This is a genomic window from Polymorphospora sp. NPDC050346 (assembly GCF_040655695.1).
Lineage (GTDB): Bacteria > Actinomycetota > Actinomycetes > Mycobacteriales > Micromonosporaceae > Polymorphospora > Polymorphospora lycopeni.
The window spans coordinates 164,356-190,720 of sequence record NZ_JBFAKM010000013.1; the positions used below are offsets into that span (position 1 = coordinate 164,356).

23 protein-coding genes are annotated in these 26,365 nt (G+C 71.6%); 10 read left to right on the forward strand and 13 right to left on the reverse strand.

Going from position 1 to position 26,365, the window contains the following annotated elements:
* The first annotated feature begins 4 nt into the window (after positions 1-4).
* A complete protein-coding gene (locus AB0I42_RS16255; RefSeq protein ID WP_357538072.1) occupies positions 5-1,288 on the forward strand; it encodes an MFS transporter in 1,284 nt (427 codons plus the stop codon).
* 22 nt (positions 1,289-1,310) lie between these two features.
* Positions 1,311-1,574, forward strand: coding sequence for a transcriptional regulator (locus AB0I42_RS16260; protein WP_357538074.1), 264 nt, complete (start codon positions 1,311-1,313; stop codon positions 1,572-1,574).
* A gap of 76 nt (positions 1,575-1,650) precedes the next feature.
* On the opposite strand, the gene AB0I42_RS16265 is transcribed toward AB0I42_RS16260, so the two are convergent.
* Complete coding sequence (locus AB0I42_RS16265; protein ID WP_357538158.1) at positions 1,651-2,445, reverse strand: class I SAM-dependent methyltransferase; 795 nt, start codon at positions 2,443-2,445, stop codon at positions 1,651-1,653.
* Positions 2,446-3,097: 652 nt separating this feature from the next.
* On the opposite strand from AB0I42_RS16265, the gene AB0I42_RS16270 reads away from it, so the two are divergent.
* Entirely contained in the window at positions 3,098-3,829 is a 732-nt protein-coding gene (locus AB0I42_RS16270) for a FadR/GntR family transcriptional regulator (protein WP_357538076.1), read from the forward strand.
* Between the two features lie 159 nt (positions 3,830-3,988).
* Here AB0I42_RS16270 and AB0I42_RS16275 read toward each other — a convergent pair whose 3' ends face one another.
* Complete coding sequence (locus tag AB0I42_RS16275) at positions 3,989-4,597, reverse strand: SAM-dependent methyltransferase (protein ID WP_357538078.1); 609 nt, start codon at positions 4,595-4,597, stop codon at positions 3,989-3,991.
* 262 nt (positions 4,598-4,859) lie between these two features.
* A complete protein-coding gene (locus AB0I42_RS16280) occupies positions 4,860-7,298 on the reverse strand; it encodes a pyruvate dehydrogenase (RefSeq protein ID WP_357538079.1) in 2,439 nt (812 codons plus the stop codon).
* A gap of 243 nt (positions 7,299-7,541) precedes the next feature.
* On the opposite strand from AB0I42_RS16280, the gene AB0I42_RS16285 reads away from it, so the two are divergent.
* A complete protein-coding gene (locus tag AB0I42_RS16285) occupies positions 7,542-8,108 on the forward strand; it encodes a hypothetical protein (protein WP_357538081.1) in 567 nt (188 codons plus the stop codon).
* Between the two features lie 19 nt (positions 8,109-8,127).
* Here AB0I42_RS16285 and AB0I42_RS16290 read toward each other — a convergent pair whose 3' ends face one another.
* Positions 8,128-9,063, reverse strand: coding sequence for a TerC family protein (locus AB0I42_RS16290; RefSeq protein WP_357538083.1), 936 nt, complete (start codon positions 9,061-9,063; stop codon positions 8,128-8,130).
* A 260-nt stretch (positions 9,064-9,323) separates the two neighbouring features.
* Here AB0I42_RS16290 and AB0I42_RS16295 point away from each other — a divergent pair, with 260 nt between their 5' ends.
* From AB0I42_RS16295 to AB0I42_RS16305, 3 genes are all read left to right on the forward strand, one after another.
* On the forward strand, positions 9,324-10,076 hold the full coding sequence (locus AB0I42_RS16295) for a BTAD domain-containing putative transcriptional regulator (protein ID WP_357538085.1): 753 nt from the start codon (positions 9,324-9,326) through the stop codon (positions 10,074-10,076).
* Positions 10,077-10,507: 431 nt separating this feature from the next.
* Complete coding sequence (locus AB0I42_RS16300) at positions 10,508-11,326, forward strand: hypothetical protein (RefSeq protein WP_357538086.1); 819 nt, start codon at positions 10,508-10,510, stop codon at positions 11,324-11,326.
* A 15-nt stretch (positions 11,327-11,341) separates the two neighbouring features.
* Complete coding sequence (locus AB0I42_RS16305; RefSeq protein WP_357538088.1) at positions 11,342-11,815, forward strand: hypothetical protein; 474 nt, start codon at positions 11,342-11,344, stop codon at positions 11,813-11,815.
* Between the two features lie 61 nt (positions 11,816-11,876).
* Here AB0I42_RS16305 and AB0I42_RS16310 read toward each other — a convergent pair whose 3' ends face one another.
* Entirely contained in the window at positions 11,877-13,175 is a 1,299-nt protein-coding gene (locus AB0I42_RS16310) for a hypothetical protein (RefSeq protein ID WP_357538090.1), read from the reverse strand.
* 4 nt (positions 13,176-13,179) lie between these two features.
* A complete protein-coding gene (locus AB0I42_RS16315; RefSeq protein ID WP_357538091.1) occupies positions 13,180-14,745 on the reverse strand; it encodes a protein kinase in 1,566 nt (521 codons plus the stop codon).
* Positions 14,746-15,027: 282 nt separating this feature from the next.
* Between AB0I42_RS16315 and AB0I42_RS16320 the strand changes: the two genes are divergently transcribed.
* Positions 15,028-15,792 carry a hypothetical protein gene (locus AB0I42_RS16320; protein WP_357538093.1) on the forward strand — a complete coding sequence of 255 codons (765 nt, stop codon included), beginning with the start codon at positions 15,028-15,030 and terminating at the stop codon, positions 15,790-15,792.
* A 170-nt stretch (positions 15,793-15,962) separates the two neighbouring features.
* Here AB0I42_RS16320 and AB0I42_RS16325 read toward each other — a convergent pair whose 3' ends face one another.
* The 7 genes from AB0I42_RS16325 to AB0I42_RS16355 form a co-directional block, all read right to left on the reverse strand.
* A complete protein-coding gene (locus AB0I42_RS16325; protein WP_357538095.1) occupies positions 15,963-17,105 on the reverse strand; it encodes a M14 family zinc carboxypeptidase in 1,143 nt (380 codons plus the stop codon).
* A 1,150-nt stretch (positions 17,106-18,255) separates the two neighbouring features.
* Positions 18,256-18,978, reverse strand: a complete 723-nt coding sequence (locus tag AB0I42_RS16330) for a fasciclin domain-containing protein (protein ID WP_357538097.1) — start codon at positions 18,976-18,978, stop codon at positions 18,256-18,258.
* A 98-nt stretch (positions 18,979-19,076) separates the two neighbouring features.
* Positions 19,077-21,167 (reverse strand): M14 family zinc carboxypeptidase, encoded by a 2,091-nt coding sequence (locus AB0I42_RS16335; RefSeq protein WP_357538099.1) that lies wholly within the window; start codon positions 21,165-21,167, stop codon positions 19,077-19,079.
* Between the two features lie 290 nt (positions 21,168-21,457).
* The gene (locus AB0I42_RS16340) at positions 21,458-22,114 is read right to left on the reverse strand and encodes a response regulator transcription factor (protein WP_357538100.1); all 657 of its coding nucleotides are present in this window, start codon (positions 22,112-22,114) and stop codon (positions 21,458-21,460) included.
* Between the two features lie 564 nt (positions 22,115-22,678).
* Positions 22,679-23,287, reverse strand: a complete 609-nt coding sequence (locus AB0I42_RS16345) for a disulfide bond formation protein DsbA (protein WP_357538102.1) — start codon at positions 23,285-23,287, stop codon at positions 22,679-22,681.
* 20 nt (positions 23,288-23,307) lie between these two features.
* The gene (locus AB0I42_RS16350) at positions 23,308-23,526 is read right to left on the reverse strand and encodes a hypothetical protein (protein ID WP_357538103.1); all 219 of its coding nucleotides are present in this window, start codon (positions 23,524-23,526) and stop codon (positions 23,308-23,310) included.
* A gap of 165 nt (positions 23,527-23,691) precedes the next feature.
* Positions 23,692-24,474 (reverse strand): TetR/AcrR family transcriptional regulator, encoded by a 783-nt coding sequence (locus tag AB0I42_RS16355; RefSeq protein WP_357538105.1) that lies wholly within the window; start codon positions 24,472-24,474, stop codon positions 23,692-23,694.
* Between the two features lie 76 nt (positions 24,475-24,550).
* Between AB0I42_RS16355 and AB0I42_RS16360 the strand changes: the two genes are divergently transcribed.
* Positions 24,551-25,549 carry an ATP-binding cassette domain-containing protein gene (locus tag AB0I42_RS16360; protein WP_357538107.1) on the forward strand — a complete coding sequence of 333 codons (999 nt, stop codon included), beginning with the start codon at positions 24,551-24,553 and terminating at the stop codon, positions 25,547-25,549.
* Positions 25,546-26,322, forward strand: a complete 777-nt coding sequence (locus AB0I42_RS16365; RefSeq protein ID WP_357538109.1) for an ABC transporter permease — start codon at positions 25,546-25,548, stop codon at positions 26,320-26,322. The genes AB0I42_RS16360 and AB0I42_RS16365 overlap by 4 nt, the downstream gene beginning before the upstream one ends.
* Positions 26,323-26,365: the final 43 nt, after the last annotated feature.

Consider the following 26,365-nt stretch of genomic DNA (forward strand, 5'->3'; position numbering starts at 1 on the left):
CCAAGTGGTAACGAAGACCGGCCTTCTGCGCCGCAACCAGGACTTCCGGCGGTTCTGGTTCGGCCACACCGCGTCGGTCGCCGGCACGCACGTCACGGCGGTGGCGCTGCCGCTGCTGGCGACGCTGACCCTCGACGCGGGCGCGGCCGGGGTCGCCGCCATCGCCACCGCCACGTTCCTGCCCAACCTGCTGCTGTCGCTGTTCGTCGGCCACTGGCTGGAGCGGCGCCGGCGCCGGCAGGTCATGGTGGTGACCGACATCGTGCGGGCGGTCGCGCTGGCCGCCGTACCGGTGGCCTATGTGGTCGACCTGCTCTCGATTCCGTTGCTGGTCGTGGTGGCGTTCGTCGTCGGGGCCGCCAGCGTGGTCTTCGAACTGGCGAGCTTCGCATACGTCCCGACGCTGGTCGAGGAGGACGACCTGCCGGCGGCGAACCAGGCGACGCAGGGGTCGACGACGGCGGCGCAGGTGGCCGGGCCGGGACTGGCCGGCGGGCTGGCCCAGCTCGTCGGTCCGGCGATGGCGGTGGCGCTGGACGCGGTCAGCTACGTGCTGAGCGCCTTCGGTGTGGCCGGGGCGCGCCGTCCCGAACCCCCGCCACCGCCGGTGGCGGGCCGGCCCGGACTGCTGGAGGGGCTGCGGGCCGTCGCGGTCAACCCGTTCCTGCGGGCGCTGGCCGCGTACGCGACCGTCTACAACGGGGCGTTCCAGATCCTGACGGTCAACCTCGTCGTCTTCGCCGTCACCGATCGGGGCCTCAACGCCGGCATGTTCGGGCTGGCTCTGTCCGCCGCGGGTGTCGGCGCGTTCATCGGCACGATGCTGGCACTGCGGCTGACCGGCCGGATCGGCTACGGGCGCGGATTCATCGTGGGGATGCTCCTGTCCTGCGGGTTCCCGCTGGTGATCGCGGTGCTGCCGGGCACCGGCACGGGGCTCGCCGTCGGGCTGGCCGCCGTGCAACTGGTCAGCGGGATCGGGCTCGGCATCGCCAACGTCCTGTCGGTCACCCTGCGCCAGATCGTGGTGCCGCGCGGCTCGCTGGCCCGCACCAACGCCGGCTACCGGCTGCTGATCTACGGCATCCTGCCGCTGGGCAGTGCGGCCGGCGGGTTCGTCGGCCAGGCCGCCGGCAGCCGGGCGGGCGTGGCCGTGGGCGCGGTCGGGCTGGCCCTGTCCGGCCTGCCGATGCTCACCCGCCGGATGCGGACGCTCAAGAGCCCGCACGACGTCCGGCCGCCCGCCCCGCCTACCGCGGCGCCGGTTTCCGAAGGTGTGACAGCTTGAACTCGCCGCCTACGGTGCGGGGATGGCCCTTCCGTCCACGCCTGACAAGATCGCCAAGACCCGCACGGTCAGCGCCGACGCGATCCTGCGCAACCAGGTCGACCTGCGCGGATATCCGTTCCGGCACGTGTCGGTGGTCGCCCGCTACGGTTTCTCGGGCGGGACGTCCCCGGTCACGGAAGTGCTCATGGCGGTCGAGGTGTTGCAGCAGGCCGGCTGGGAGTTGGTCAACGTGTCGGAGTTCAGCAACGGCCGCTTCGTGCACGGCATCGTGCGCCGGCGCTGACGCGCCCGGGTGGGCCGGGTCGACGTCGGACCGCTCCCGCGCCCGGGGTCGTACCGGCACCGGAGCGGCACCGGCGTCAGGCCGGGACCCGGCAGACGATCTCGCCGTGCGGCACGGCGAACCAGCCGTCGGCGGCCTCGACCCACTCCCGCCAGCCGGCCGCGATGCGCCGCAGGTCGTCGTCGGTGGCGCCGAGCACCCGGAGTTGGCGGGCCAGGTCAGACCGGGTGACCCGCTCGGCCCAGTTTCCACCCCACCACCGGCGGTCGTCGGGTTCGGCGAAGCACCAGACGCCGGCGGTGGCGGTCACGTCGGTGAATCCGGCCGCCCTGGCCCAGGACAGCAGCCGCCGGCCGGCGTCCGGCTCGGCGCCGTTGGCGCGGGCCGCCCGCCGGTAGAGGTCGAGCCATTCGTCGAGTTCCGGCACCTGCGGAAACCAGGCGAACGCGGCGTAGTCGGCGTCGCGGGCGGCGACCACGCCGCCGGGTCTGGTCACCCGGCGCATCTCGGCGAGCGCCCGGACCGGGTCGGCGACGTGTTGCAGGACCTGGTGGGCGTGCACGACGTCGAAGCTGCCGTCGGGAAAGTGCAGCTCGTGTACGTCGGCGACGGCGAAGTCGATGTTCCGCTGGCCGCGGGCGCCCGCCTCGTCGCGGGCCAGGCCGAGCGCGGCGGCGGTGATCTCGACGGCGGTGACCCGGCCCGGGGTGACCCGGGCGGCGAGGTCGGCGGTGATCGTGCCGGGCCCACATCCGACGTCGAGGACCGACATGCCGGAGACGAGGTGGGGCAGCAGGTAGGCGGCGGAGTTGTCGGCGGTTCGCCACCGGTGCACGCGCAGCACCGACTCGTGGTGGCCGTGGGTGTAGATCGTCATGGCGCCCGCCTCTCCTCGTCGAGGCGTCGACACTATCCCCCGCTCCCACTTCTCGGGACAGCCATCTCACATCATGGTTCATCCGAGGGCGCCGGAACGACCTTGAAAGGAGCAGGGAAATTGCTGGTCGCCGGTGGGCAGAAGACATGGTTCCCGCATTCCGGAACACGAAGGCCCTCCACCGGTGGCCACCTTCCGACAGATCCGCTTCCAGCCCGGAAACGGTGTGCCGATGGTCGACTTCATCGCCCCGGCACCGCACCCGATCGGCGCTTTATCGGCTCCATGATCGGCGACTATTCCGGGGCACGCTTCCGCCCGCACCGTCGACCGGCGGTCACGGTTCCCGGCACCTCCGGCGCGGATGGCCGGTGGGCCGCGATGCCTTGCGCCGTATGGCCGTCGGGCCGCGTCGGTCGGCCTCGGGACGTACCGGTGTCACGAAGGGACGGGGGTCGGCGTAATATCAGCGGACGTACTTTTTGCGCAGTCGGGCAACCATTATTCAACCTTTACGTCTTACAATAGCGCCATGGCCACCCGCCGACCTCGGTCCTCATCTTCAACAATGCCAACCGGGCCGCAACGATCCGGTCCATCAGCAGCGAAACTGCCTGTCTCACGAATTCGTCCGGCTTATGTTCAAGTGGCTGACCAACTGCGCGAGGCGATCGTCACCGGTTCACTGCGGCCGGGTGACCGGCTGCCCATCGAGCCGGAACTGTCGACGATCTTCGGGGTCAGCCGGAGCACGATCCGCGAGGCCCTGCGCCTCCTGTCGTCCCAGGATCTGGTGAGCACCAGCCGCGGGATCAACGGCGGCACCTTCGTGATGGCGGCCGACCCCGCCAAGCTGCGCGAATACCTCACCACCCGGCTCGGCCTGCTCAGCGGCGCCCAGGTGATCTCCGTACGCGAACTGCTCGAGGCACGCGAGATGTTCGAGGTGCCGGCGGCCCGACTGGCCGCCCGGCTGCGTAGCGAAGACGAACTGGACGAGCTGACCGCCTGCGTCACGGAGGAGAGCGCCCTCGCCGAGCGCGGCGGCGACTTCGAGCCGCACCGCGCGTTCCACTCGCTGGTGCTCAAGGCGGCGAGGAACCAACTGCTGCCGCTCACCGTCGAGCCGATCTTCCAGGTGCTGCGCACGCGGTTCCTGCGCCCGCCGGCCCCGGCCCAGTTCTGGCGCGAGACCGCCCACGACCACGCGCAGATCCTGCGACACATCCGCTCCGGTGACGAGGAGGGCGCCGCCGTCGCCATGCGGCAACACCTGGACCGCCTCGCCCGCACCTACGTCGACCTGCACGTCGAGCCGGCGGTCGATCCACTCACCGCGTTGTCGTCCCGCCCGGCCGGCGGTCGCCCGTTCAGCTGACCGGCCCGACGACCGGCCGGGCCGACCACCGGCCGGCCCGGCCGAGAAACAGACCGGCCGGCGAACAGACCGGCCGGCGAACACCCGGCCGGCCGAAGACCGGTCGACGGCGGTCCGGCCCGGCCGTCGGCCGGGCCGGTTCCGTCCGCCGTCAGCCGCTCACGGCAGGGAGCGCGGCCGGCGGGCGAAGTACACGGTCGCCGGGGGCAGGTTCGCCCACACGGTGCGGCCGCTGACCACCTCCTCGAAGCCGGCCCGCAGCCCGTGCAGCAGCCGGCGGGCGGGCGGCGCCCAGCGGGTCCAGGTGTACGCGAACTGGGTCAGGACGCCCTGGGTGGTCAGCACCGAGGCGAGGGTGTGCACCAGCGGTGGGCCGTCGCTGTCCGCCTCGTAGGCGAACCAGGGCAGGCCGCTGACGATGACGTCGGCCCGGTCGATGCCGTACCCGGCGAGGATCTGCGGCAGGTCGCCGGCTCTGCCGCGGGCGACCTCCACCCCGGGGAACCGGGCGGCGAGGTGGTCGGCCATGGTCGGGTTGAGCTCGACGGCCAACTGTCGCCCGCGTCCGGCGAGCCGCTGTTCGATCGCCCGGGTGAACGCGCCGGTGCCGGGTCCCAGCTCGACCACCACCGGCTCGCCCCGCTCGGGGATCGGCAGGGCCATCTGGTCGGCGAGTGCCGTACCGCTCGGGGCGACCGCGGCGGTCCGGGTCGGCGCCCGGAGGAACTCGCGCAGGAACAGCGAGCCGTCGGTCTTCGTACTGGTCATGAAACTCCTGTCGGGCCTGCGGCCGGGGGTGGCCGAGGATTACTTCGTTACCGGCTGCGCCGGCCGGCGTGTCGCGCCGGCCGGGTCGGCCACCCGGCATCCGTGCCGGCATGCGGGGTGTCGGGGGTGGTGCCGGATGCGGCCCGGGACCGGCCGGCGGCTGGTTTCGTGGCCGGGGTCCGGATCCGCGCGACTGGCGGGGGGCGCTCCGGACAGGCGGTCACCGGGTTCGGTGGCCGCCTGGCCGGGCTTCAGACTGTGGTCATTCGGCCGCCATGTGATGGGTCGATTCCGCGGTGTGGCTGAGTTCGAGGGCGGCCAGCGCGGCGTTGACGATACTGCCCGGGTCGAGGTCGTGCGCCCGGTAGAGGTCGGCGACGGTGCCGGACTGGCCGAACGAGTCGACGCCGAGCGGTACGCAGTGCACGCCGAGCGCGGCGCCGAGCCAGGCCATGGCGTGCGATGCTCCATCATGGACGGTGACGACGGGTCCGCGGGTGCCGCCGAAGGCAGCCCGCAGCGCCCCGGCGGTGCTCGGCGTGGTCGCCGTACGGATGCCCTGGCGCAGGGTCCGCTGCCACGCCGAATAGAGCCGGTCGGCGCTGGTCACGTCGACGACGTGGGCGGCTACGCCCTCGTTCATCAGCTCGGCCGCCGCGGCCAGCACCTCGGGCAGCACCGCGCCGGAGGCGGCCAGCACCACCGACGGCGCCGGTTCGCCGCCGGGCCGCGACCGCAGGTGCGGGGCGCTGTCGTACGGGTCGAGCAGCCGGTAGGCGCCGGCGAGCACCTGCCGGCGCAGCACGACGTCGCCGAGCCGCTGCCGGGCGGCCTCGAACGGCGCCTGGTCGATCGGCCGGGTCGAGAGCCGGAAGTAGTACGACGCGGCCTCGGCGGGGGCGGCGGTGGTCGGGGTGTCGCCGCCGGCGGCGATGTGGCCGACCGCGTCGCACAGCAGCCAGTCGAGCGCGGTGCCGTACGCCGGCTCGACCAGCGTCACCCCGGGCAGTTCGAGGCCGACGCTGGGGGTGATGGTCGACTGGTGGGCGCCGCCCTCGGGGGCCAGGGTCACCCCGGACGGGGTGCCGGCGACGATGAACCGGGCCCCGGAGTAGACCGAGTAGACGAAGGCATCGAGTCCACGTAGGACGAACGGGTCGTAGACGGTGCCGATCGGGATCAGCGGCTGGTGCGACAGGTCCCAGGCCAGGCCGAGCTGGCCGAGCAGCAGGAAGAGGTTCATCTCGCTGATGCCCAGCTCGATGTGCTGCCCCTTCGGGCTCTCGGTCCACTTCAGCGCCGGGTCGACCGACCAGGCGCGCTGCTCGATCGGGTGGAAGACGCCCATCCGGTTGATGAACCCGGCGAGGTTGGTCGACGTCGCCACGTCGGGCGCGGTGCTGACCAGGTAGGGCGCCAGGTCGGCGTCGCGGGACAGGTCGACCAGGGTGCGGCCGAACACCTCCTGCGTCGACACCGGCTTGCGGCCGGCCCGGCCGGCCCCGGTCGCCTCCGGTACGGTCACCGCCAGCCGCCGCGGCGCCGGTTCGAGCCGCAGCGCCTCCTGCCGCCGGTTGCACCAGATCCCCTCGCCCGACGCGGCGTCGAACCGGTCCCACTCGGTGTCGTCGGCCAGCCCGGTCGCCTCCCGCAGCGCGGCGATCTGCTCGCCGCCGAGCAGTTGCGAGTGGTTGCGCGGGTTGCCGGCGATCGGCAGCCCCCACCCCTTGACCGTGTACGCGAAGACCACGCTCGGCCGGTCGGTGACCCGGTCGCACTCGGCGAACGCGTCGAGCAGGCTGGCCAGGTCGTGCCCGCCGAGATCGGTGACGGCGGCGAACACCTCCTCGTCGGACAGGTCGGCGAGCAGGTCGACGACGGCCGCGGGCGCGTCCTCGGTGAACCGGCTCCGGGCCTCCCCCGGGTTCAGCGCGAACAGCGACTGGTAGCGCTCGTTCGGCATCTCCTCGATCCAGCGGCGCAGCGCGTCGCCGCCGGGCCGGGTGAACAGTTCGCTGAGCCGGCCGCCGAAGCGCAGTTCGACGACGTGCCAGCCGGCCGCCTGGAACTGCGCCGACCACTGCCCGATCCGTACGCCGGGCACCACCCGGTCCAGCGACTGCCGGTTGAAGTCAACGACCCACATGACGTTGCCGAGGCCCTGGGTCGCCGGGTCGGCGATCGCCTCCCAGATGTTGCCCTCGTCGAGTTCGGCGTCGCCGAGCAGGGCGACGAACCGCGCCGGTGGGCGGGGGCCGAAGTGCGCGTCGACGTACCGGCGGGTGACCGCGCCGAACAGCGGCGCGGCGGCGCCGAGCCCGACCGAGCCGGTGGAGAAGTCGACCCGGTCCGGGTCCTTGGTCCGCGACGGGTACGACTGGAGCCCGCCGTACGAGCGCAGCCGGGTGAGGTAGGAGCGGTCCAGGTTGCCGAGCAGGTAGTTGATGGCGTGCAGCACCGGGGAGGCGTGCGGCTTGACGCTGACCCGGTCGGCGGCGTCGAGGTGGGCGAAGTAGAGGGCGGTCATCAGCGACACCATCGACGCGCTGGAGGCCTGGTGCCCACCGACCTTGACACCCTCGGTGTTCGGCCGCTCACGGTTGGCCGCGTCGACCATCCGGACGGCCAGCCACAGCACCCGGCGCTGGATCGCGTCGAGTGTCGCCAGGTCCGGTGCGGGCTGGGCGGGTGCGGTCGACATGTGCTCTTCCCCTTCGACGGTCGGTCGCTGGTGCTGGTCGGTCCGCCGACGCCGGGCCCGCCGGTACTCGTGGTCGGCGGTCCGTGGCTCGGCCGGGACAGTCTGACCGAGCGGACGGCGTGCGTGAAGTCCCCCGGTTGTCCGCCCTGCCCGAAGTGCCGGTGCGGACCGCCCCGGCACCGTCCGGAGCGGCAGAATGACCCGCGACGGCATCGTGGCGACCCGGCGGACCGGAGGAGCGGCATGCGGTACGGCGGAAAACTCACTCCCGAGCAGTTTCGGCGCATGCTCGACGAGCAGCAGCGCGAGATCGCCCGGCACCTGCCGGCGCTGCCGCTCTACGGGCTCGACGGCTGGGCCGGTCTTCGCCTCGTTGACGAGTGCGGCCTGGAGAGCGGGGTGTTGCAGGCCATCGGTCTCGCGCACGGCCGGCCGAAAGGACCGGGTCCGTACGTCCGGGTGGTCACGGCCCGGGTGGGCGCCGCGCACGTGGCGCGGGAGCGGCGGCGGGCGCTGGCGTTGGAGCGCGAGTGGCCGACGTCGGCGGAGGTGTTCGACCGGCTCGACGCCGCGCTGCGGGCGGAGGTGCCCGGGGCCGTCACGATCGTGGTCGACGGCGAGCCACGGGAGTTCGCCCGGTGGCCGCACGATGGCGGGTGGATCGCCGAGGCGGTGCTCGGCGACCACCCGGTCGTCGTGGAGGCGACGGGTGTCGGGCCCGACGCGGTCCGGCTGATCCGGGTACGTGACTTCGGTGCGTACCTGGACGGGCGCCGGGCCTTCCTGGACAGCGTGGCCGGCGACGGCTGATCCGGTCGCCGGCCGGTTCTCAGCCGCGGCCGGACCGGCCGCCGCGCCCGCCCTTGCCGGGCCGGTTGGTGTTGCCCGGCCGCCCGCTGCGGTTCGGCTGTCCGGCCCTGCCCTGCTGGCCGGCGTTGCCGGGCTGCTTGGGGAGTTGGGTCTTCTGTCCGGTCGGGCGGGCCGTTGCGAGTGCGGCCCCGCCCTGCTCCGCGCCGTTCTTGACGTACGTCGGGTGCAGGTGCACCGGCGCGGAGCGTTCGCGCTTCTGCCGGGACCGGACCCGCAGGTTGAGGAACTCGACGAAGATCGAGAACGCGATGGGGCCGTAGACGTAGCCCTTGGGGATGTGCTGGTCGAGTCCTTCGGCGACGAGGCTGGCGCCGATCAGCACCAGGAACGCCAGGGCCAGCATCTTGACCGTCGGGTGCTTGTTGACGAAGTTGCTGACCGCGCTGGCCGACACCAGCATGATGACCATCGCGACGACGACCGCGGCGACCATCACGGCAAGTTCGTCGACCATGCCGACGGCGGTGATGACCGAGTCGAGCGAGAACACGATGTCGAGGACGAGGATCTGGGCGATGACGGAGGCGAACGACGCGGCCTTGCTCTTCTTGCCGTGGTCGTCGCCCTCGAGGTGTTCGTGGATCTCGTACGTCGCCTTGGCGACCAGGAACAGACCGCCGATCAACAGGATCAGGTCGCGGCCGGAGATCTCCTGCCCGAAGACGGTGAACAGTGGTGCCGTCAGCCCGATCACCCAGGACAGCGAGGCGAGCAGGAGCAGTCGGGTGATCAGGGCGAGCGCCAGACCGATGGTCCGGGCCCTGGCCCGCTGGTGCTCCGGCAGCCGGCCGGACAGGATCGAGATGAACACGATGTTGTCGATGCCGAGCACGATTTCGAGCAGGAGCAGGGTCGCGAACGCGATCCAGATCTCCGGGCTGGCCAACAGCTCCATTTCGCTCCAATTATCCAAAGATCAACCGCAGTCAACGCCATAGAGTACGGCCTGATTCCGCATCCGGCACGACGGGAGGGCTCGGCTCGCGGGCGGCGGATCGTACCCAGCCCGGTCGGCGAGGCAAGGGTGGCCGAGCGGAATCACTCGATCAGCGCACTGTGTCGCACATCTATTTACAATCCGTGTCTATCCGGTGACTCTTTGGAGGCAAGCTCCGCCGCGCGGCACCCCCGCCGCACCGGGCAGCCAGGAGGACCATGCGACCCGGCGAAGAGCCTCAGCCGTCCGCGCCCGATTCGCCGCCGCTGCGCCTGCAACTCCTCGGCGCGTTCCGGGTACGGCGTGGCGGCACCCCGCTGGTACTGCCGGCGAGCGCCGCCCGGCTACTGGCCGCGCTCGCCCTGCACGACGTCACCGAACGGCAGGAACTCGCCGGCCGGCTGTGGCCGGACACCACCCAGCGCCGGGCCAACGCCGACCTGCGCACCGCCCTGTGGCGGCTGCAGAAGGTCGAGCCCCGGCTGGTGGTCAGCACCCGGCACCTGCTCGCCCTGGCCGACCCGGTCGAACTCGACGTACGCCTCGTCGAGCGGTGGGCACTGGCCGCGGTGCGGCCCGGCCGCGACCCCGCGGAACTGGCCGCGCCACCCCCGGTCACCACCGTCCGCACCCTGCTGCCCGGCTTCGACGACGAGTGGGTCGAGCAGCCGCGCGAACGCCTGCGGCTACTACAGGTGCAGGCGTTCGAGTCGACCGCCGCACAGCTGCTGGCCGCCGGGCAGGCCGGGCCGGCGCTGCCGCACATCCTCCAGGCCGCCCAGGCCGACCCACTGCGGGAGAGCGCCAACCAACTGCTGATCGAGACCCACCTCCGGCAGGGCAACGTCGCCGAGGCGCTACGCCAGTACCACCGCTACCGCGGCCACCTCGCCGCCCTGGGGGTCGCGCCCGGGCTGGGCGTCACCAACCTGATCGCCCGGCACCTGCCCACCGGCACCGCCCGCGGCTGACCCACCGCCCTCCACGGCGGCCCGCCCGTGGGCACGCCCCGCCCCGCCCGTCTGTGGCGCTCCGCCCGCCTGTGGCACACACCCCGCACCGCTTCGTGATCGTCTGCGGTTCAGACGCTTCCGGCCCGGCGTGTCGACCGCCTGAGCCACAAACGATCGAGGTCGACACGAGCCCCACGCGCCGCCGCCCGAGGTCACGGTGACGCACCGGTGACACGGCGTACGCGCAGAGTCGCCCCCGGCGCCGGACCCGCCGCGCTCCCGCACCCCCGACGGACGCCGGTTCGGGACGTACGGGCGGCATCGCGGTGACGCGGCGGTGACCCGGCGACGGCCGGGGCACGGCGGTCGGGCGACGCCGCCGACACGCCCCACCCGGTCTGCTGTCCCCATCGCCCCGACCGGCGGGGCGGCAACCGAAAGGAGCGGTCATGGTCTATTCGACCGGACCGAAGAACATCTCCCTGACCTCGGTGGGCTTCCGCTCGCAACACGACCCGACGCTCGACCAGCCCGGCGTGATGTCGTACGCGACCGGCGACGCCGGCCTCAACCCGGCGGGCGTGCTGCCGGCCACCCCGCAGGCCTTCGCCGCCGTCGCCGGCACCCGTCCCGCCGGGGACGGCCCGCCGAGCCTGTGGGACCAGCAGGAGGCGTGGCAGAACTCCCTGCTGTTCGCGCAGGACGCCAACTCCGGGCAGAAGCTGACCGACCCGTCCAACCCGGCGTACTGGACCGGCCTTCAGAAGCACCTCGCCCAGTGCGGCTGGACGACGACCAGCTACGAGAGCCTGAAGTGGGACCAGAGCAAGTCCGGCACCTCGATCAACGTCATCGGCATCATGGCCGACATCCTCGGCGCCTATCTCGGCATCACGGCCGGCTCCATCGAGTCGATGTTCGCCGCGCTCAAGGATGCCGCCGACCCCGGCGCGACCAACTTCCGCAACGTGTGGTGGCAGTCCGCCTCGGTGCACGAGCACCGGGTGCAGGCCGCTGTCGGGCCGCTGACCATCGACCAGTCGACCGGCATGGCCAAGATCTGGCTCGTCTACTACAGCTTCGACTTCTCGGCCAGCAGCTTCGAGTCGCTGTTCGTCGAGCACGACTCGTCCACCTTCAAGGTCGACTCGTTCGGCGTCCAGCTCGGCCTCGCCTGGGACGGCTGGCTGGCCGTCAAGGACCAGGTCACGGCCGCCACCAGCAAGGTCGCCAAGGACAGCATCGCCAACACCGTACTCGCCGACTGAACCGGAGGAACCAAAATGATCATCACCGTGTGCACCGACGACGACCTCCTCGTCCGCGAGGCCGAGAAACAGTCCAGGCAGAACCCCCGGGTGTACGGGACCACGTACCGCGTCTTCAGCCAGGTCATCCCCCGGCTCGGCGTCGACGAGGACCTGTTCGTCTCCTCCCACGGCGCGTACGACGGCACCGGCTGGATCTCCCCGCCCCAGCCGGTGATCGGTGACAAGAAGAAGGACCTCTTCCTCACCGCCGGCGACCTGTACGTCAACCTCGAACACCTGCTGCCCGCCGACTACCGGGGCCGGATCTTCGTCTCGGCCTGCGAGTCGGCCGACGCCGGCGGCCCGGCGGCGATGTCCTTCGTGGACCGGCTGGCGACCACCCTCGGCGCGCACGGCCACGGCGGCATCGCCGTGTACGGCCAGCGCGGCGCGGTCGGCATGCGGATCCCGGCGCCGAACGACCCCGGCTGGATCCGCGCCGCGTAACGCCTTCCACTCCCCCCGAGGGGTCGGGCACCGGGCCAGCCACCCGGTGCCCGACCCGCGTTCACCCGGCGGGCAGATTGGCCAGCAGCCGGGCTGCGGTTTTCCGGGCCCGCTCCAGGTCGGGGACGGTGAGCGTGCCACGGTGCACGGCATCGAACGCCAACCGGTTGAGGTCCAGCGCGGCCCGCCGGCAGGCCCGGTTCGCCCATCCCTCGGTCGCCGGATCGTGGCCCAGGACGGCCAGGCAGAACCGGAAGTCGCGCAGCCGCTGACCGGGCTTGTGACCGCCCCTCCGGCGCCGGCTGTTGACCGCCGCCAGCCAGTCGGGGCCGTGGTAGGCGACGAGCCTGCGCTCCAGCAGCGGGGCGATCTCGCGCGCGGCGTCCTCGGCCACCGCCTCGACCTGCCGCGCGATCGTGACGGCGCGGGTGTCCGGCCCCCCGGTCTCCGGACGCTCCAGCGCCGCACGGGGCGGCGGCGCGGGCTTGGCCGCCGGGGTGCCACCGGCCCCCGGCCGTGGATCGGGGACCGGAGCGGGAACGGACGCACTGGCAGGGCCGGACGCCGGAACCGGGCCGGACGCCGCCGTGGGCGGGGTCGCCGGTGCCGGCGGCGGAACCGGGCCCGCTGCCGGGGCTTCCGTAGCCGGGGCCGGATCCGGCACCATCGCCGGCCGGTCGAGGTCGGCGGGGCTGATCACCCGGGTGGCGAGCAGCCACTCGCACAGTGCGCGCCGGGCGTCGCCCTCGCCCTCCAGACCGAGTACGCCGGCGGCGACCAGTTGCTCGCGTACCCGCTCGACCCGGCGGACCACCTGGGTGCGGGTCAGGCCGAGCCGTTCGGCGATCTCGTTGTAGGTGTGGGGCCGCGGGTCGTAGTGCGGGTAGGGACGCAGGTAGCCGCGGGCCATCGCCACCAGCACCGCCCGCTGGCGCGGGGTGAGCGCGGGCACCTGGTTGCGGGTGCTGCGCGGGTCGACGGGTTGCGGCGCGGTCGGCTGCGCCGGCCGGGCCGCCGGGGTCAGCACGAGCGCGTACGTCCACTCCTGCCCGGCGACCAGCACCGTCGTGTGTGGATGCCCGACGGCTCGGGCGCTGGACGGCCAGCCGGTGGCGGCGACCGGCAGCGGGGTCGCGAAGCCGTACGCGTCGACGAGGTGCAGGGTCCGCTTCCGGCTGAGGTTGGTGACCTGCCAGCCGGAGCCGTCGTGGTGCACCCGGCCGGCCGTACGGCTGATGCCGAGATCGGTCGCGTCGAGGCGGACGGTGCAGGACGCGTCCCGGCCGAACGTCAGCGCCTGCCCCGGTCGCAGGGTGTGCCGTCGGTCGTCGACCTGGACGGTGAGCGAGTCGTCGGCCATGCTGTCACCTCGTCAGGGTCGGGTCGGCGAACACGGTGGTGACCCCGCAGTTGTAGCCGCCGGCGATCTCCGCCTCGATACGCAGCCGGAAGGCGCCGGTGACGTCGGCCTCGACGGTCCCGGTCTCGGCGAGGCGGACGGTGGCGCTGTCCTGCCGTTTGTCGTCGACGTAGACGACGAACGTCGCCGAGCTTCCGGAGTCGGACTCGTCGTCCAGGCCGACGGTGCTCTGGAAGCGGGTGTAGTCGTACCCGAGGTGGTATTCGAGGCTGACCCCGAAGCAGCTGCGGGAGATGCTCGACGGGTACTCCCGGTCGTCGATGGTCGCGACGCCGTTCTCCTCTTCCATGTTCGGTTTGTCGCGCGGTTTCAGCGAGACGAGGTAGACCTGGGAATCCGACGCCGCGGGCGTGCCGCTCGGGTCCGGTCGCGGCGACTCACCGGCGGTCGGCGGGGTGCCGGTCACGTCGCCCGCCGTGTCACCGGTCGTGGTCCGCTCGCCGTCGCCGTCGCCGCCGCCGAGCAGTTCGACGGCGCCGAGTACGCCGGCAACCAGCACCAGGGTGAGCGCCGCGCCGGCCGCGACCAGCCACCACGGCCGCACCGACCGGCCGGTTCCGGACGCGCCGCCGGACGCCGACGGACCACCGTTCGCGGCAGACGGCGACGCCGGGCCGGGCCGCATCGGCGGCAGGCCGGTCGGGGTCATGGTCGTCGTGGATGCCTGCGAGCGCAGGTTGCGTACCCACTCGCCGGCCGCCGGGCGGGCGGCCGGGTCGTCGGCGAACATCAGCAGCGCGTGGTCGAGCGACGGGGTCGGACCGAACACGGCGTGCAGGCCGGCGGCGCGGGCGTCGGCCGTAGCCGGTGGATGGGTGCCGGTGAGCAGGAAGTAGGCCAGCCCGCCGAAGCCGTACCGGTCGGAGGCCGGACTGTAGCTGCCGTCGCGCAGCACCTCCGGGGCGATGTAGCCCTGGGTGCCGGCCGGCAGGCTGGTGTTGTGGTTGCTCATCCGGAACAGTCCGAAGTCGACCAGTACGGCCTGGCCGTCGGCGTTGACGATCACGTTGGCCGGGCTGATGTCGCCGTGGACGACCGGACGGCCGGACGGGGTGGCCCGGCCGGAGTGCAGCCAGTCGAGCACGTCGGCGAGCTGGGTGAGGCAGGTGAAGACTGCGGCCGGTGGCCCGGACTGCCGGGCCGGCCAGTCCCGCAGGTCGGTGCCGTCGACCCAGTTCATCACCAGGTAGAGAGCGGTCTCGGCGGGGTCGGCCGCGCCGACATGGTGCATCCTCGGCCCCTCGAAGGCGGCATGCACCCCGACGACGCCCGGATGCCTGATCAGCCGCAGCAGGTCGGCCTGCTCGATCCAGCGGCTGCGCCAGGTTGCCCGGTCCTCGTGGGCCGAGCGGAGCACCTTGACGGCGACCCGCTCCCGCTCGGCACCCAACGCCACGTCGGCCTGCCAGAGTTCCGCCTCGCCACCACCGCCGACCTGCCGCAGCAGGCGATATTTGTCGGGCTCCTCGGGTGGGCCGACGAAGAAAGTGGTGGTGGCGCCTTCGGGCATGGTCACTCCCCCGACCTGGATCGGCTCGTCCGGTACCCGGGTAGCCTGCCGGACCCCTGGTGGCCCAGTCCAGGGGTAGCCCTACCCGCTACCGGCGGTCCCGACTCCTCTGTGGAGCATTGTCTCCTCGGCCTTCGCTTCGGCTTGCAGGAGGAGCAGTCCATTGGTGCGCATTTCCTCGGCGCCGGAAGATCTCCTGACTACGCTGAGCCGAACCGGGGGTGCTACGGTCCCGGCCGTGGAGCGAGTGGCCGTCGACAGCGCGGCATTCCTGTCGCCTGGATGCCGCCGACCAGCGGCAAGAACCTCGCCGTCGACAGGTGGCAGCCCGTCGTGAACCTGCCCGGCTACCTCGACGGTTACCAGCCACCGGTCGACGCCTCCGTGCTGGTCGACGCGACCGCGTGGTTGGACGATCCGGTCTTCTGGCCCGCCCTGCTGTGGTCGGTCGGCGGTTCGCCCACCGCCGTGGAAGGGTTCGACGTCGACCCGGCGGACGTTGACGCGATGCTCTCCGAGATGGACCGGCCGGACCGGTGGCCGGTGGTGTCGCTGCACCTCGGCGATGGTCACCAGGCGCATCTGGTGTGGCGCAACTTCCCGGACGAATCGGGGCAGGACTACCTGGTCACGCTCCCCGACGTCGACGAACCGGTGCTGGTCGCCGCTCTCGAGGGCAATTTCCGGGGACCGGCGCTGTCCTGGCGTGAACTGGCCACCGTCGCCGCCGGTGCCGGCTCCGCGCCGGACTCCGCCCGCCGGTTGCTCGTGCTTTTGCCGGCCATCGGGGATGCACACCTGCCCGCCCAGGCCACCGAGGTCGTCGCCACGGCCCTGGCGGCGCTCGGCTGCCACCACCGGCAGGCGGAGATCGCCGACGAGCTGCTCGCGGCGAGCGAACGGTTCTGGGGTGTCACCGAATGGGGCGACTGGGACGGTGTTCCGGTCTGCCTGGGCTCACACAGTGATCGGGGGTTCGGCCGGCCGCTGGCGGAGCTACGGTCGATCGCGCAGGCGTTCCAGGGGCGGCCGGCCGGGCCACGGTAGGCGCGGCGGGTCCGAGCGGCGGCGAGCCCGAAACGTGGTGCAGCCACCGCCTACCGTGTCCGCTGAACGCGGGGGCCGTACACGGTGGGCGGTGGCTGCTCCGGACCGGCGGGCTGGGGAGGTACCGCCCGGTCCGGGACCCTTGGTCAAGGGGTCAGCGCTGCGCGGAATCAGGTCCGGGGAACGTTCCGCCGCTCCGGGATCGCGTCGTAGCGGGCCGGGTCGATGGTGTCCAGGGTTTCGTCGGTGATGGAGTCGATGATGCCGGTCATGCCGGTCACCAGCTGCTTGGTCAGCATGCCGTGCTGCTTCTGGCCCCACGACTGGGTCTGGCCACGCGTCTCGAACAGGATGGTCGCGCTGCCACGCAGGGCGAACGAGCCGAGCGCGGTGCCGGGCAGGTTCGTGTTCTGCGGGTAGAGGGTCACCTTGCTCTGCGGCGAGTTGCCCGACTGGAGGGCGTCGTACACGGCGACGTTGATCCGGCGCGACGCGTCGTAGTTGAACTTGGGCCAGTTGCCGTGCTGGGCGGGGTTGGAGATGAACCGGCCGGAGATGGACAGGGTGGTGTAGTCGTCCATGCCCTCGCCGGTGTAGCAGGCGCCCTGGTTGTGCAGGTCGACGAAGACGTCGACGGTGCCGAACTCCTGCTCCAGCGCCCGGTACACGTTGCGGGAGGTCTGCGCCTCCGGCGTGATGTACCAGCCGACGGAGGCGCTGTTGCCCGGGAAGTCGGCGGCCTGCGGCACGTAGTCGAGGTTGGGGTTGAAGTCGCGGTTGACGTCGAAGCCGCCGACCCGCGTGTTGTAGTTCCACGACGGCGAGGCGCCCGCGAGCTGCGGGAAGTCGGCGACGACGTCGTTCCAGGTCCGGGCGTTCTGCCGGGTGTCGGCCTCGCTGCCGTCGGCGTTGAGCTTGGGTACGACGACGACGGTCACCGCCTCGCGGATCTCGGCGGACCGCTTGGAGTTGTTGCCGAGGGTCTTGAGAAGGTCGAGCGCCGCGGCGGTGCCGTGCATCTCGTTGCCGTGGATCTGGCTCTGGACGTAGACGACGGTGTCGCCCTCACCTACCCGGGCGGACCAGATTTCGCGGCCCTGGTTCGAGTATCCGGCAACGTCGACGCTGACCTTGCCACCACTCGTCGCCTCGATCTGTTCGAGGCTCCGCTTCAGTTCCGCGTGGCTGATGAAGCCGGAAACCGGACCATTGCCGGTCTCGTTCCCGCAATGCGACTCGAGGGGTTGGGCGAATGCCGGAGTGGTGAGCACGGCGGCGACGCCGGGGACACCCACCAGCGCCGCAGCGGCCACCGCAAGGTGGCGCTTGACGCGGCTCGTTGACTGTGGCGGCAGTGAACGACGCACAGCTTACCTCCGATTCAAAGGAGTGGATCTTGTCGGTCAGCTAAGCACATGGCGAGACAGTGAGCAATAGATCTCAGCGCAATGAAATTGCACCGTCCAGAATCCGAACGATGCTCACGCATGACGCTTTCAGCAATCAAAGACCGACAATTGACAGCTCATGATCATCCGTGCCCGGATCGACATTTCGAAGCACGACGCCCGACTTACCGGATTTGAGTGAAATGTGACATGCGAAGAGAGTCCCGCAGACGGGACAATGCTGCCCCACTTTCGCGACAGCCGATATCACTTCCCAAAATGCGAACAACACTCACGCCTGAATGCAGTCGCCCGGCACGACAACCGGAAAGGGTGAGTGCACAGTGGATCGTCCTCAGTGGTCGAGGGACGATTCCCGTGCGCGCCTTCAGCTCGGGCAGCGACGGCTCCCCCTACCAGCGGGGTGTCGCCCGGGACCGGCCGACCCGTTGCCCCGCAGGGGAATACAGAAGAGGGACGGATGTGGGCGCAGCCGGACGAGGCTTCGCCTGGCCGGTGCCGCCATCCCGTTGGTGCCCTTCGGCCGGTCGCCAGCGGCGGGACCCCGCCGGGCAGCTGGCCGTGTTGATCACCAGCCGGTACGGGCGGTCGTCGCAGGATGTGCCGGGCTGGTGGCGACCGGCATGATCCCGGCCGCGGCCGGTGCGGGGTCGCTGGCCGAGCGGCTGGGCATCCCCTCCGGTCCGCGACGTTTCAGCGGCTCACCCTGCCATCGCGGCATCACCCGCCCGACATGATCGACAATGGGTGGGTGGGACCTGGACGCCCGAGTGGGCAAGCGTCCGCAGGTCGGCCCGGACGCGCGACGGGCTCGGCATCAGCCAGCCGCGGACGCGATCCGTATCTCCGGACCAGCCGCTCTCGGCTCTCAACGGAGTGGGTATCGAGGCGTGGGGATTGTCGGGGCAGGATCGGCCGCGCGGCCCGCGGCGGGCGGGGTTGCCCGACGCCCGCGCGCGACCGCGCGCCACGTGTCCCGGGGCCAGCTACGTGTCCCGGGGCCACCGGCGTAAGGCGCCGTACGGCCGTCGGGCAGATCCGCCCCTTGTCCCCGTCAGTGGCCGATGTGGTCGTCCTCGTGGGCCGTGGTGGGCAGATCGCCGAGGACCTTGTTGATTATGTGGATCCGGGCGTTCGTGGCCCGGTAGTCCACGCACAGCGTCTGGGCGTCGCCGGCGATCCGGGCCATGGCGCCGTCCGCGGCCACCGTGGCCTCGGTGCCGTCGAGCGTGGTGATGTTGCCGGCGGTCACGAGTTCGGCGAGGGAGTGGGAACCGTCGACCAGGTGGGCGCGGAGCAGTGCGCGCAGGTCGTCCGGACGGCTGAGGATCAGTTCGTCCCAGTTCGCCGCGGAGAACTTCCGGAGAAAAGCGTCGTCGGTCGGCGCCAGGATGGTCAGCCCCTCCATCCCCCGCAGATCGGTCGCGAGTCCGGAGGCCCGCACGGCCGCCTCGAAGGTGGTGAGCACGGTGATCCACTGCAGGGCCACGTCGACCGGCTCGCCGGTCAGGGCGGCCGGGTTCCCCGGCTCGGCGCCGGCCGGCAGGACCTCGCAGAGGGGCCCGGTGACGATGGGGCTGGCAGGCGCCGCCGAGCCGGCGGCCGGGTCCGGGGACGAGTTGTCGCCGTTCCCCGTGCAACCGGCGAGGACCACCAGGCAGAGCAGGGAGGCGGCGACGCCGCGGGCGCGTACGGCGAGGCCACGGTCCCGGGGGTGCCGAGGGGACCGGGTGGGGCGACCGGGGTGCCGGGCTGAACTGATCACAAGGATCTCCATGATCGACTCATACCAGGACCGTACCGGCGGGCCCGGTGCGTGGCCCGCCGGTACGGCATTTCATGGTTGCCGGTTCAGGTCACCGGCGGCGTGGGCCCCTAGAGACCCGCGCACTGGCCGGACCTGGGGCCGGCGACCGAGTTCGACAACTCGAGGTTGGTCGGTACCCGGGTGTTCTGCGCGCAGTTGAGCGGACCCTGCACGGTGTTCGCCGCCACGAACGGGGCGTTGCCACCGGCGCGGTTCCCGACCAGGTTGACCGGACCGTTGACCCGGTTGTTGATCAGGGAGACCGCGTCGGTCACGTTGGCGACCTGGATCGGGCCGTGCACGGTGTTACCGGACATGAACAGGCCCGCGGACCCGGCGGCGGTGATCGGACCGTTGAAGGACGAGCCGCTGGCGACCAGGACGGCGCCCGGCTGCACGTTGACCGGCCCGTTGACGTTGGCGCCCGAGACACAGGTGAAGCCGCTCACCCGCAGCGGCCCGTTGTGCCGGCCGGTCAGGGTCGGGTAGACCCGCTCACCGGCGACCAGCCGCTCGACACCGGTCCCGTCCAGCAGCAGGGGGATCAGGCCCCGCTCGGGCTGGGTCAGCGGAACGAAGTAGCCGTCGCCGACCTTGACGACCCGCCAGCCGTGGGCCGCGAGCCGCTGGGCCACCGTCGTACGATGCCCGGCCGCGCCGTCGGTGCGCTCACCGTTGTACTGCTCCTCGGTGAGCCGGTACGCGCACGGCGCGTTGTCGAGGATCAGCTCCTGGCGCGGCGCGTCCACCGGCGGCGGGGTCTCGCCCGGGTGCGGCGCCGGGTGGGCGGGAACCTCGTGCGAGCCCCGGAAGACGATCCGTCCGGTGTTCCCGCTCTGCAGCTTGATCGCCTCGCCCCTCGCCTGCCGGATCGCGCTGTGGTTGGCCCGGTGGTAGTCGAGGAACTGGGTGAAGGTCCAGAGGGCGGAGTAGCCCTTGCGGCGGCGGTTGTTCGAGGTGTTTCCCTCGTCCGGCCGGGTGGCCCCACCGGAGCTGCGCAGTTCGAGCAGCGAGTTGACCACGTTCTTCAGACCCAGCGTGTTGCGGAGGATGGTCTCCTCGCCCAGGCCCACGCTGGCGCCGGTGCAGCCGTACGGGCAGGCCCACCAGCCGTCGGTGGCACCCTGCTCGTACATGTGGCCTTCGATCATGTTCATCGACTCGTCGAAGATCTCCCGGGCCACGTTCTGGTGCCGCGGCGGAAGCATCGGCAGGTCACCGGTGCCGGTGTTGCCGTACTCGTGCCCGTCGTAGCCGGCCACCGGCCGGTACTCCTGGAGCATCTTGACGAACGCGAGGGTCTCCGGCTGGCGGACCAGGGAGTAGTCGCGGTTCAGGTCCTGCCCGGCGTTGTTGCCCCGGGTGTTGGCGGCGCGGCCGTCCCCGTTGATGGTCGGGACGATGAGCACGGTGCTGTTGGTGAGCACGTCGAGCGTGCCGCGGTCCTGGCTGAAGGCCAGCTGCCGGGCGAGGATCAGGCAGGCCTCCCGGTCACCCGGCTCGTTGCCGTGCACGTTGCAGTTGATCAGCACGGGCGAGGTGGCCGCGATCGCCTCCGGGGTGGCCGGCGGGGTCGGGTAGCCGAAGACCATCATGTTGATCGGCCGGTTGAGGATGGTGCGGCCGATCTCCACCACCCGCATCCGGTCGCTCAGCTCGTCGATGGCGGCGGTGTAGGCGTACTCGTTGACGTCGCTGGTGTACTGGGCGGCCTGGGTGGTCTCCCACTGGGTGCGCAGGCTCTCGCCGGGCACGTTCGGGTCGCCCCAGGACCCCTGGGTGGTGCCGACGAACGGGGTCGAGTACGGCTGCTCGGCGGCGCCGAACCGGGCCCGCACCCGCCACTGGAACCGCAGACCCGGGTTGAATCCGGCGTCGGCGAAGGTCGGCGACTCGTTGTTGATCTGACGGTTGGGGCGCCAGAGCCCGGTGATGACGGGGTTGCCGGTCGGCACGTCGTCGGCGCCGACCGGGGTGCGCTCGATCTGGTAGTCGGTGGCGCCGTCGACGTGGGTCCAGGCCAGGGTGGCGAAGCCGTACCCCTGGGTGACCTTGAGGTCCTGGACCTGGTTCGGTTCCGCGGCGTTGAGGGCGGGCACCCGGGTCAACGGGTCGGCCGAGGCCGTGGTTGGTGAGGCGACCACCGATACGGTGGCCACGAGGAGTGCAGCTAGCGCTATTGCCGCTGGCCGTCTATGCAGCATGGGGGCTCCTGTGCATTGAGGCTGGACCTAGGTGGAGACAGCACACGTCAGTCCGGCCGCGCCATCTCGGAAACACGACGATTCTTGAGGATCCTCTGAGACTTTGGCAGGGGCCGCATGTCGTGGCCCGGGCCGATGCGGGGCCGCCGACACGAGACGACGACCGGGTGTCAACGAACGATCACACTGAGGTTCGCGCGCCGGGTGGGGCTCGATCGTCACCGCCGTCGCCCGGGCGTGCGGATCTAGGTCACCCGCAGGCGGTAGCCCACGCCCCGTACGGTCTGCACCAGGCTGGCATCGTCCAACTTGCTCCGCAGGGCGGCGACGTGCACGTCGAGGGTGTGGCCGGCCGCGAAGGTGGTCTGCCAGATCTCCAGTTGCAGCCGCTCTCTCGGTACCACCGTGCCGGCCTGCCGGGCCAGCGCCATCAGCAGCTCGAACTCCTTGCGGGTCAGGCTCACCTCCCGATCGTCCACCCAGGCCTGCCGGGCGGTCACGTCGATTCGGATCGGACCGACCTCCAGCACCCCCTCGGCCCGCCGGGCCCGCGCGGTCCGGCGCATGACCGCCTCGATCCGGGCCTGCAGTTCGGCCATGGAGAAGGGCTTCACCACATAGTCGTCGGCCCCGGCGCGCAACCCGGTCACGCGGTCGTGCTCCTCGCCGCGGGCGGTCACGGCGATGATGCAGACGTCGGCGTCCCGCCGCCGCAACTCCCGGCAGACCTCCAGGCCGTCCCGGTCGGGCAGGTTGAGGTCGAGCAGGACCAGGTCGACCGGCCCCGCCCGGAGGGCCTCGGCCGCGGTCGTCGCGGGAATGACCAGGTGGCCCCGACGGCGCAGGGCCGAAGACAACGCGGAGGCGACACGCAGGTCGTCCTCCACGAGAAGTGCTCGCATCCAGTTGCTCCTCTGGGCCTCAGAAGGTCGACGAAGTTCCTGAAGCCTGCCGATCGGACCGGCCCTGAACAGACGCTAATCCGACCCGGTTTCGAGCAGATATCCCCGCGTCTCGCGGTCCGCCCGGAGCCGGCCGTCCTCGAGGTGTCGCTCGACGCGGCCTGATGACCGTGGCACGGGAGATCGACGCACGGCTTCCTCCGATTCAAAGGAGTGGATCTTGCCGGTCAGCTAAGCACATGGCGGGACGGTGAGCAATAGATCTCAGCACAATGAAATTGCACCGTCGAAAACCCGAACGACACTCACACATGACATCGCCATCAATCAAAGCCCGACAATTGATAATTCATCATCATCCGTGCCCGGATCGACATTTCGAAGTACGACGCCCGGGATATCTGGTTTGCGTGAAATGTGACATGCGGAGCGGTCCCGCGCATGAGACAATGCTGCACCACTTGCACAACAGCCGATATTCGATCCCAGAATGGGAACACCCCGCGCGGAAACCCGGCGGCCCGTTCCGCCACCTGTCGCGGCCCGGTTCGCGACCGGTCGTCCTCAGTGGCCGAACCCGGGTTCCTCGTGCGGACGCCCCTTCAGCTCATGGAAAGCCGGCTCGCCGGCCACCAGCAGCACACCGTCCCAGAGCCGGCCGGCCCGTTCGCCGCGCGGGATACGGGAGATCACCGGCCCGAAGAAGGCGATCCGCCGGCCGCCGGGCCCGTCCGCGGCGATGATCGGTGTGCCGACATGCCGCCCCACCAGGCTGATGCCCCGCTCGTGGGACTCCCGCACCGCGGCGTCGTATTCGGTGGACCCGGCGGCGGCGGCCAGCTCCGGCGGCAGCCCGGCGTCGGCGAGGATGTCCGCGGGATCGGCCCACTCGCCGCGCTCGTGGACCCGTACGCCGTACGCGGCGAAGAAGCGGTCCAGGGCAGCCGGGCCGTACCGTCGCTCCACCGCCGCGCACACCCGGACCGGCCCCCACAGGTAGCCCTCCGGGTCACCCTCGGGATCGTCCGGCCGTCCCTCGTTGAGGACCGACAGGCTCATGATCCGCCAGCGGACCGTCACCGGCCGCACCGCGGCCACCTCGACCATCCAGCGGGAGGTGATCCACGTGTAGGGGCAGCTCGGGTCGAACCAGAAGTCGACCTGCATCCGCATCGCCTCCGGTGGCCGGGCCGTCAGGATCCGTCGGCGAACGACAGGCCGCGGCCGGCCAGCTCCTCGCGCAGGATCGAGATGCTCTTCCGGCCCACGCCGTGGATCTTGAGCAGCTCGGCGGGGGTGGTGGTCGTCAGGTGCGCGAACCGGGTGTATCCGTTCGCGGCCAGCTCCCGCGTCGCCACCTTGCCGATACCGCGCGGGAACTCGGTCTCCGGTGCGGGTTCCTGAGCTGTCATGACGGTGCTCCTTCCCTCGCGGACCGAGCCGGCGGGATCGGGGCCGGTGGGATCGAGGCCGGTGGGATCGGCCCGGCGGATCGGACCGGGTCGGCACCGCGAGACTATCGGCCCCCACCGACATCAACGGCACACCGACACGAGGGCGCCCCACGCACCGGCCCGTCAGGTGGCGGCGTCGGATGACCGGGCGGCGGCGAGCAGTTCGATCCCGTCGAGGATGCGGTCGAGGCCGAACCGGAAGGCCAGGTCGGGGTCGCTGACCGCGTTGTACGCCTCCCCCGCGGCCGTACCGACCCGGTCGGAGACGACATACCGGCCCGGCTCCATGATCCGTTCGAGGATGGGGGCGTTGATCTCCCACCACTGCACGTCGGTGATCCCCGAGATCTCCTGGGCCCGGCGGGCTTCGATCGAGGCGCGGGCGGCGCTGGCGGCGAACCCGCTGACCAGCGTGACGATCTGGTCCATCTCGATGTCGCCGAAGCCGATCCCCTCGATCGCCCGCAGTTGCCACTCGTAGCGGTCGGCGCCGTTCGGGCCGATGAACGGCCGGTGGTGGGTCACCTGGAGCAGCCAGGGGTGGCGGTGGAACTCGTCCCAGAGTTCGCGGGCGATCCGGGCGAGCCGGTCCCGCAGCGGGCCGGTGAGTTCGGGGAGTTCGCGTTCGCCCTGCACCTCGTCGACCATCAGCCCGATCAGTTCCTCCCGGCCGGGCACGTACGTGTAGATCGACATGACGCCGAGGCCAAGCTTTTCGGCGACCTTGCGCATCGAGAAGGTCGTCAGCCCTTCGGCGTCGGCGACCGCGATCCCGGCCCGCACCACCTCGTCGACGGTCAGCCGCTGCCGGGGGCCGCGGGTCCCCTGCGGCTCGCCGAGCGTACGCCGCCACAGCAGCATGAGCGTCCGGTCGTAGTCGGGCGCCGCCCCGGGTTCGTTTTCCATAGGCGGATGCTACTCCGTGTGGTGTACGGTGATTCGGCGCAGTCACGCCGTACGGCGTACGGAGTTAAGGAGTCCCATGGCACGCGACCACTCACTGACCGCGAGCGGCCTTCGCAAGAGGTACGGCGACCTGGCCGCCCTGGACGGATTCGACCTGAGCGTCGAGGCGGGGACCATCCACGGGCTGCTCGGCCCGAACGGCGCCGGCAAGAGCACGGCGGTACGGGCCCTGACCACCCTCATCGACCTCGACGGCGGCACCGCCACCGTCGCCGGCCACGACGTGCGGACCGAACCGCAGGCCGTACGGCGCAGCATCGGGCTGGTCGGCCAGCACGCGGCGGTCGACGAGATCCTCGGCGGCCGGCAGAACCTGGTCATGTTCGGCCGGCTGTTCGGGCTGAGCAAGGCCGCCGCCCGCGCCCGCGCCGACGAACTGCTCCGCTCGTTCGACCTCACCGAGGCGGCCGACCGGCCGGTCTCGACGTACTCCGGCGGGATGCGGCGCCGGCTCGACATCGCGGCGGGCCTGATCCTGGCCCCGGCGGTGCTGTTCCTCGACGAGCCGACCACCGGTCTCGACCCGCGGGCCCGCAACGAGGTCTGGACCACCGTGCGTGGGGTCGCCGCGCGGGGCACGACGGTGCTGCTGACCACGCAGTACCTGGACGAGGCCGACCAGATGGCCGACCGGATCTCGGTGATGAACCACGGCCGGGTCATCGCCTCCGACACCCCCGACGCGCTGAAGCGCCAGCTCGGCGGCGACCGCGTCGTCGTCACCCTCCCCCGCCACGAACCGCTCGGGCCGGCGGCGGAGACCCTGGGCGCGGCGGTCGGTGGCACGGCTCTGGTCGACGCCGAGGCACACACCCTCACCTTCGAGGTGGGGCACGGTGTGGTGGGCCTCGCCGAGATCGTCCGCGCGCTCGACGCCGCCGCGATCGGCCCCGAGGACCTGCTGCTGCGCCGGCCCACCCTGGACGAGGTCTTCCTGTCCCTGACCGACGCCACCGCGGACCCCGCCACCCCGAACAACGCCGCCACGGGCGGCAAGGAGGTCGTACACCGATGAACACCCTGCGAGCCGGCTGGATCATCACCCAGCGGGATCTTCTGCACTGGGTCAGGCAGCCGTGGACACCGATCTTCAGCCTGCTGTTCTCGGTCGTGCTGCTGCTGATCTTCGGGCTGCTGTTCGGCGGCGCGATCGACGTACCCGGCGGCGGATACATCGACTTCCTGCTGCCCGGGATGCTCGCCCTCACGATGATGTTCGGCGTGGAGACGACGACGTCGGCGATGGCCAACGACGCCAAGAAGGGGATCACCGACCGGTTCCGGTCCATGCCGATCGGCAGCGCCTCGGTCGCGCTCGGCCGGGTCGGGGCGGACATGGCCAACTCGGCGGTCGAACTCGCCGTACTGATCGGCGGCGGCCTGCTCATCGGCTGGCGGATCACCGGCGATGCCGGCTCCGCGGCACTGGCCGTACTGCTGCTCCTGGCCCTGCGGTTCGCGCTGCTGTGGGTCGGCGTCTACCTCGGCCTCGCCTTCAAGGGCGACAGCACGACGATGGCGGTACAGACCCTCATCTGGCCGGTCGGGTTCCTGTCGACGGTGTTCGTCTCCGCCGAGACGATGCCGGGCTGGCTCGCCGCGGTCACCGTGTGGAATCCGGTCTCGGCGACGGCGACCGCCGTACGGGAGCTCTTCGGCAACCCGACCGGCGCGACCAGCGGAGTCCTCGCCGACCACGCCGTCGCGCTCGCCATCGGCTGGCCGATCCTGATCACGGCGGTGTTCCTGCCGCTGTCGGCGTACGCCTACCGCAAACTGCGGTCGTAGCGCCGTGCGGGGTCGTCGACGGTCGCCGACGACCCCGCCCCGG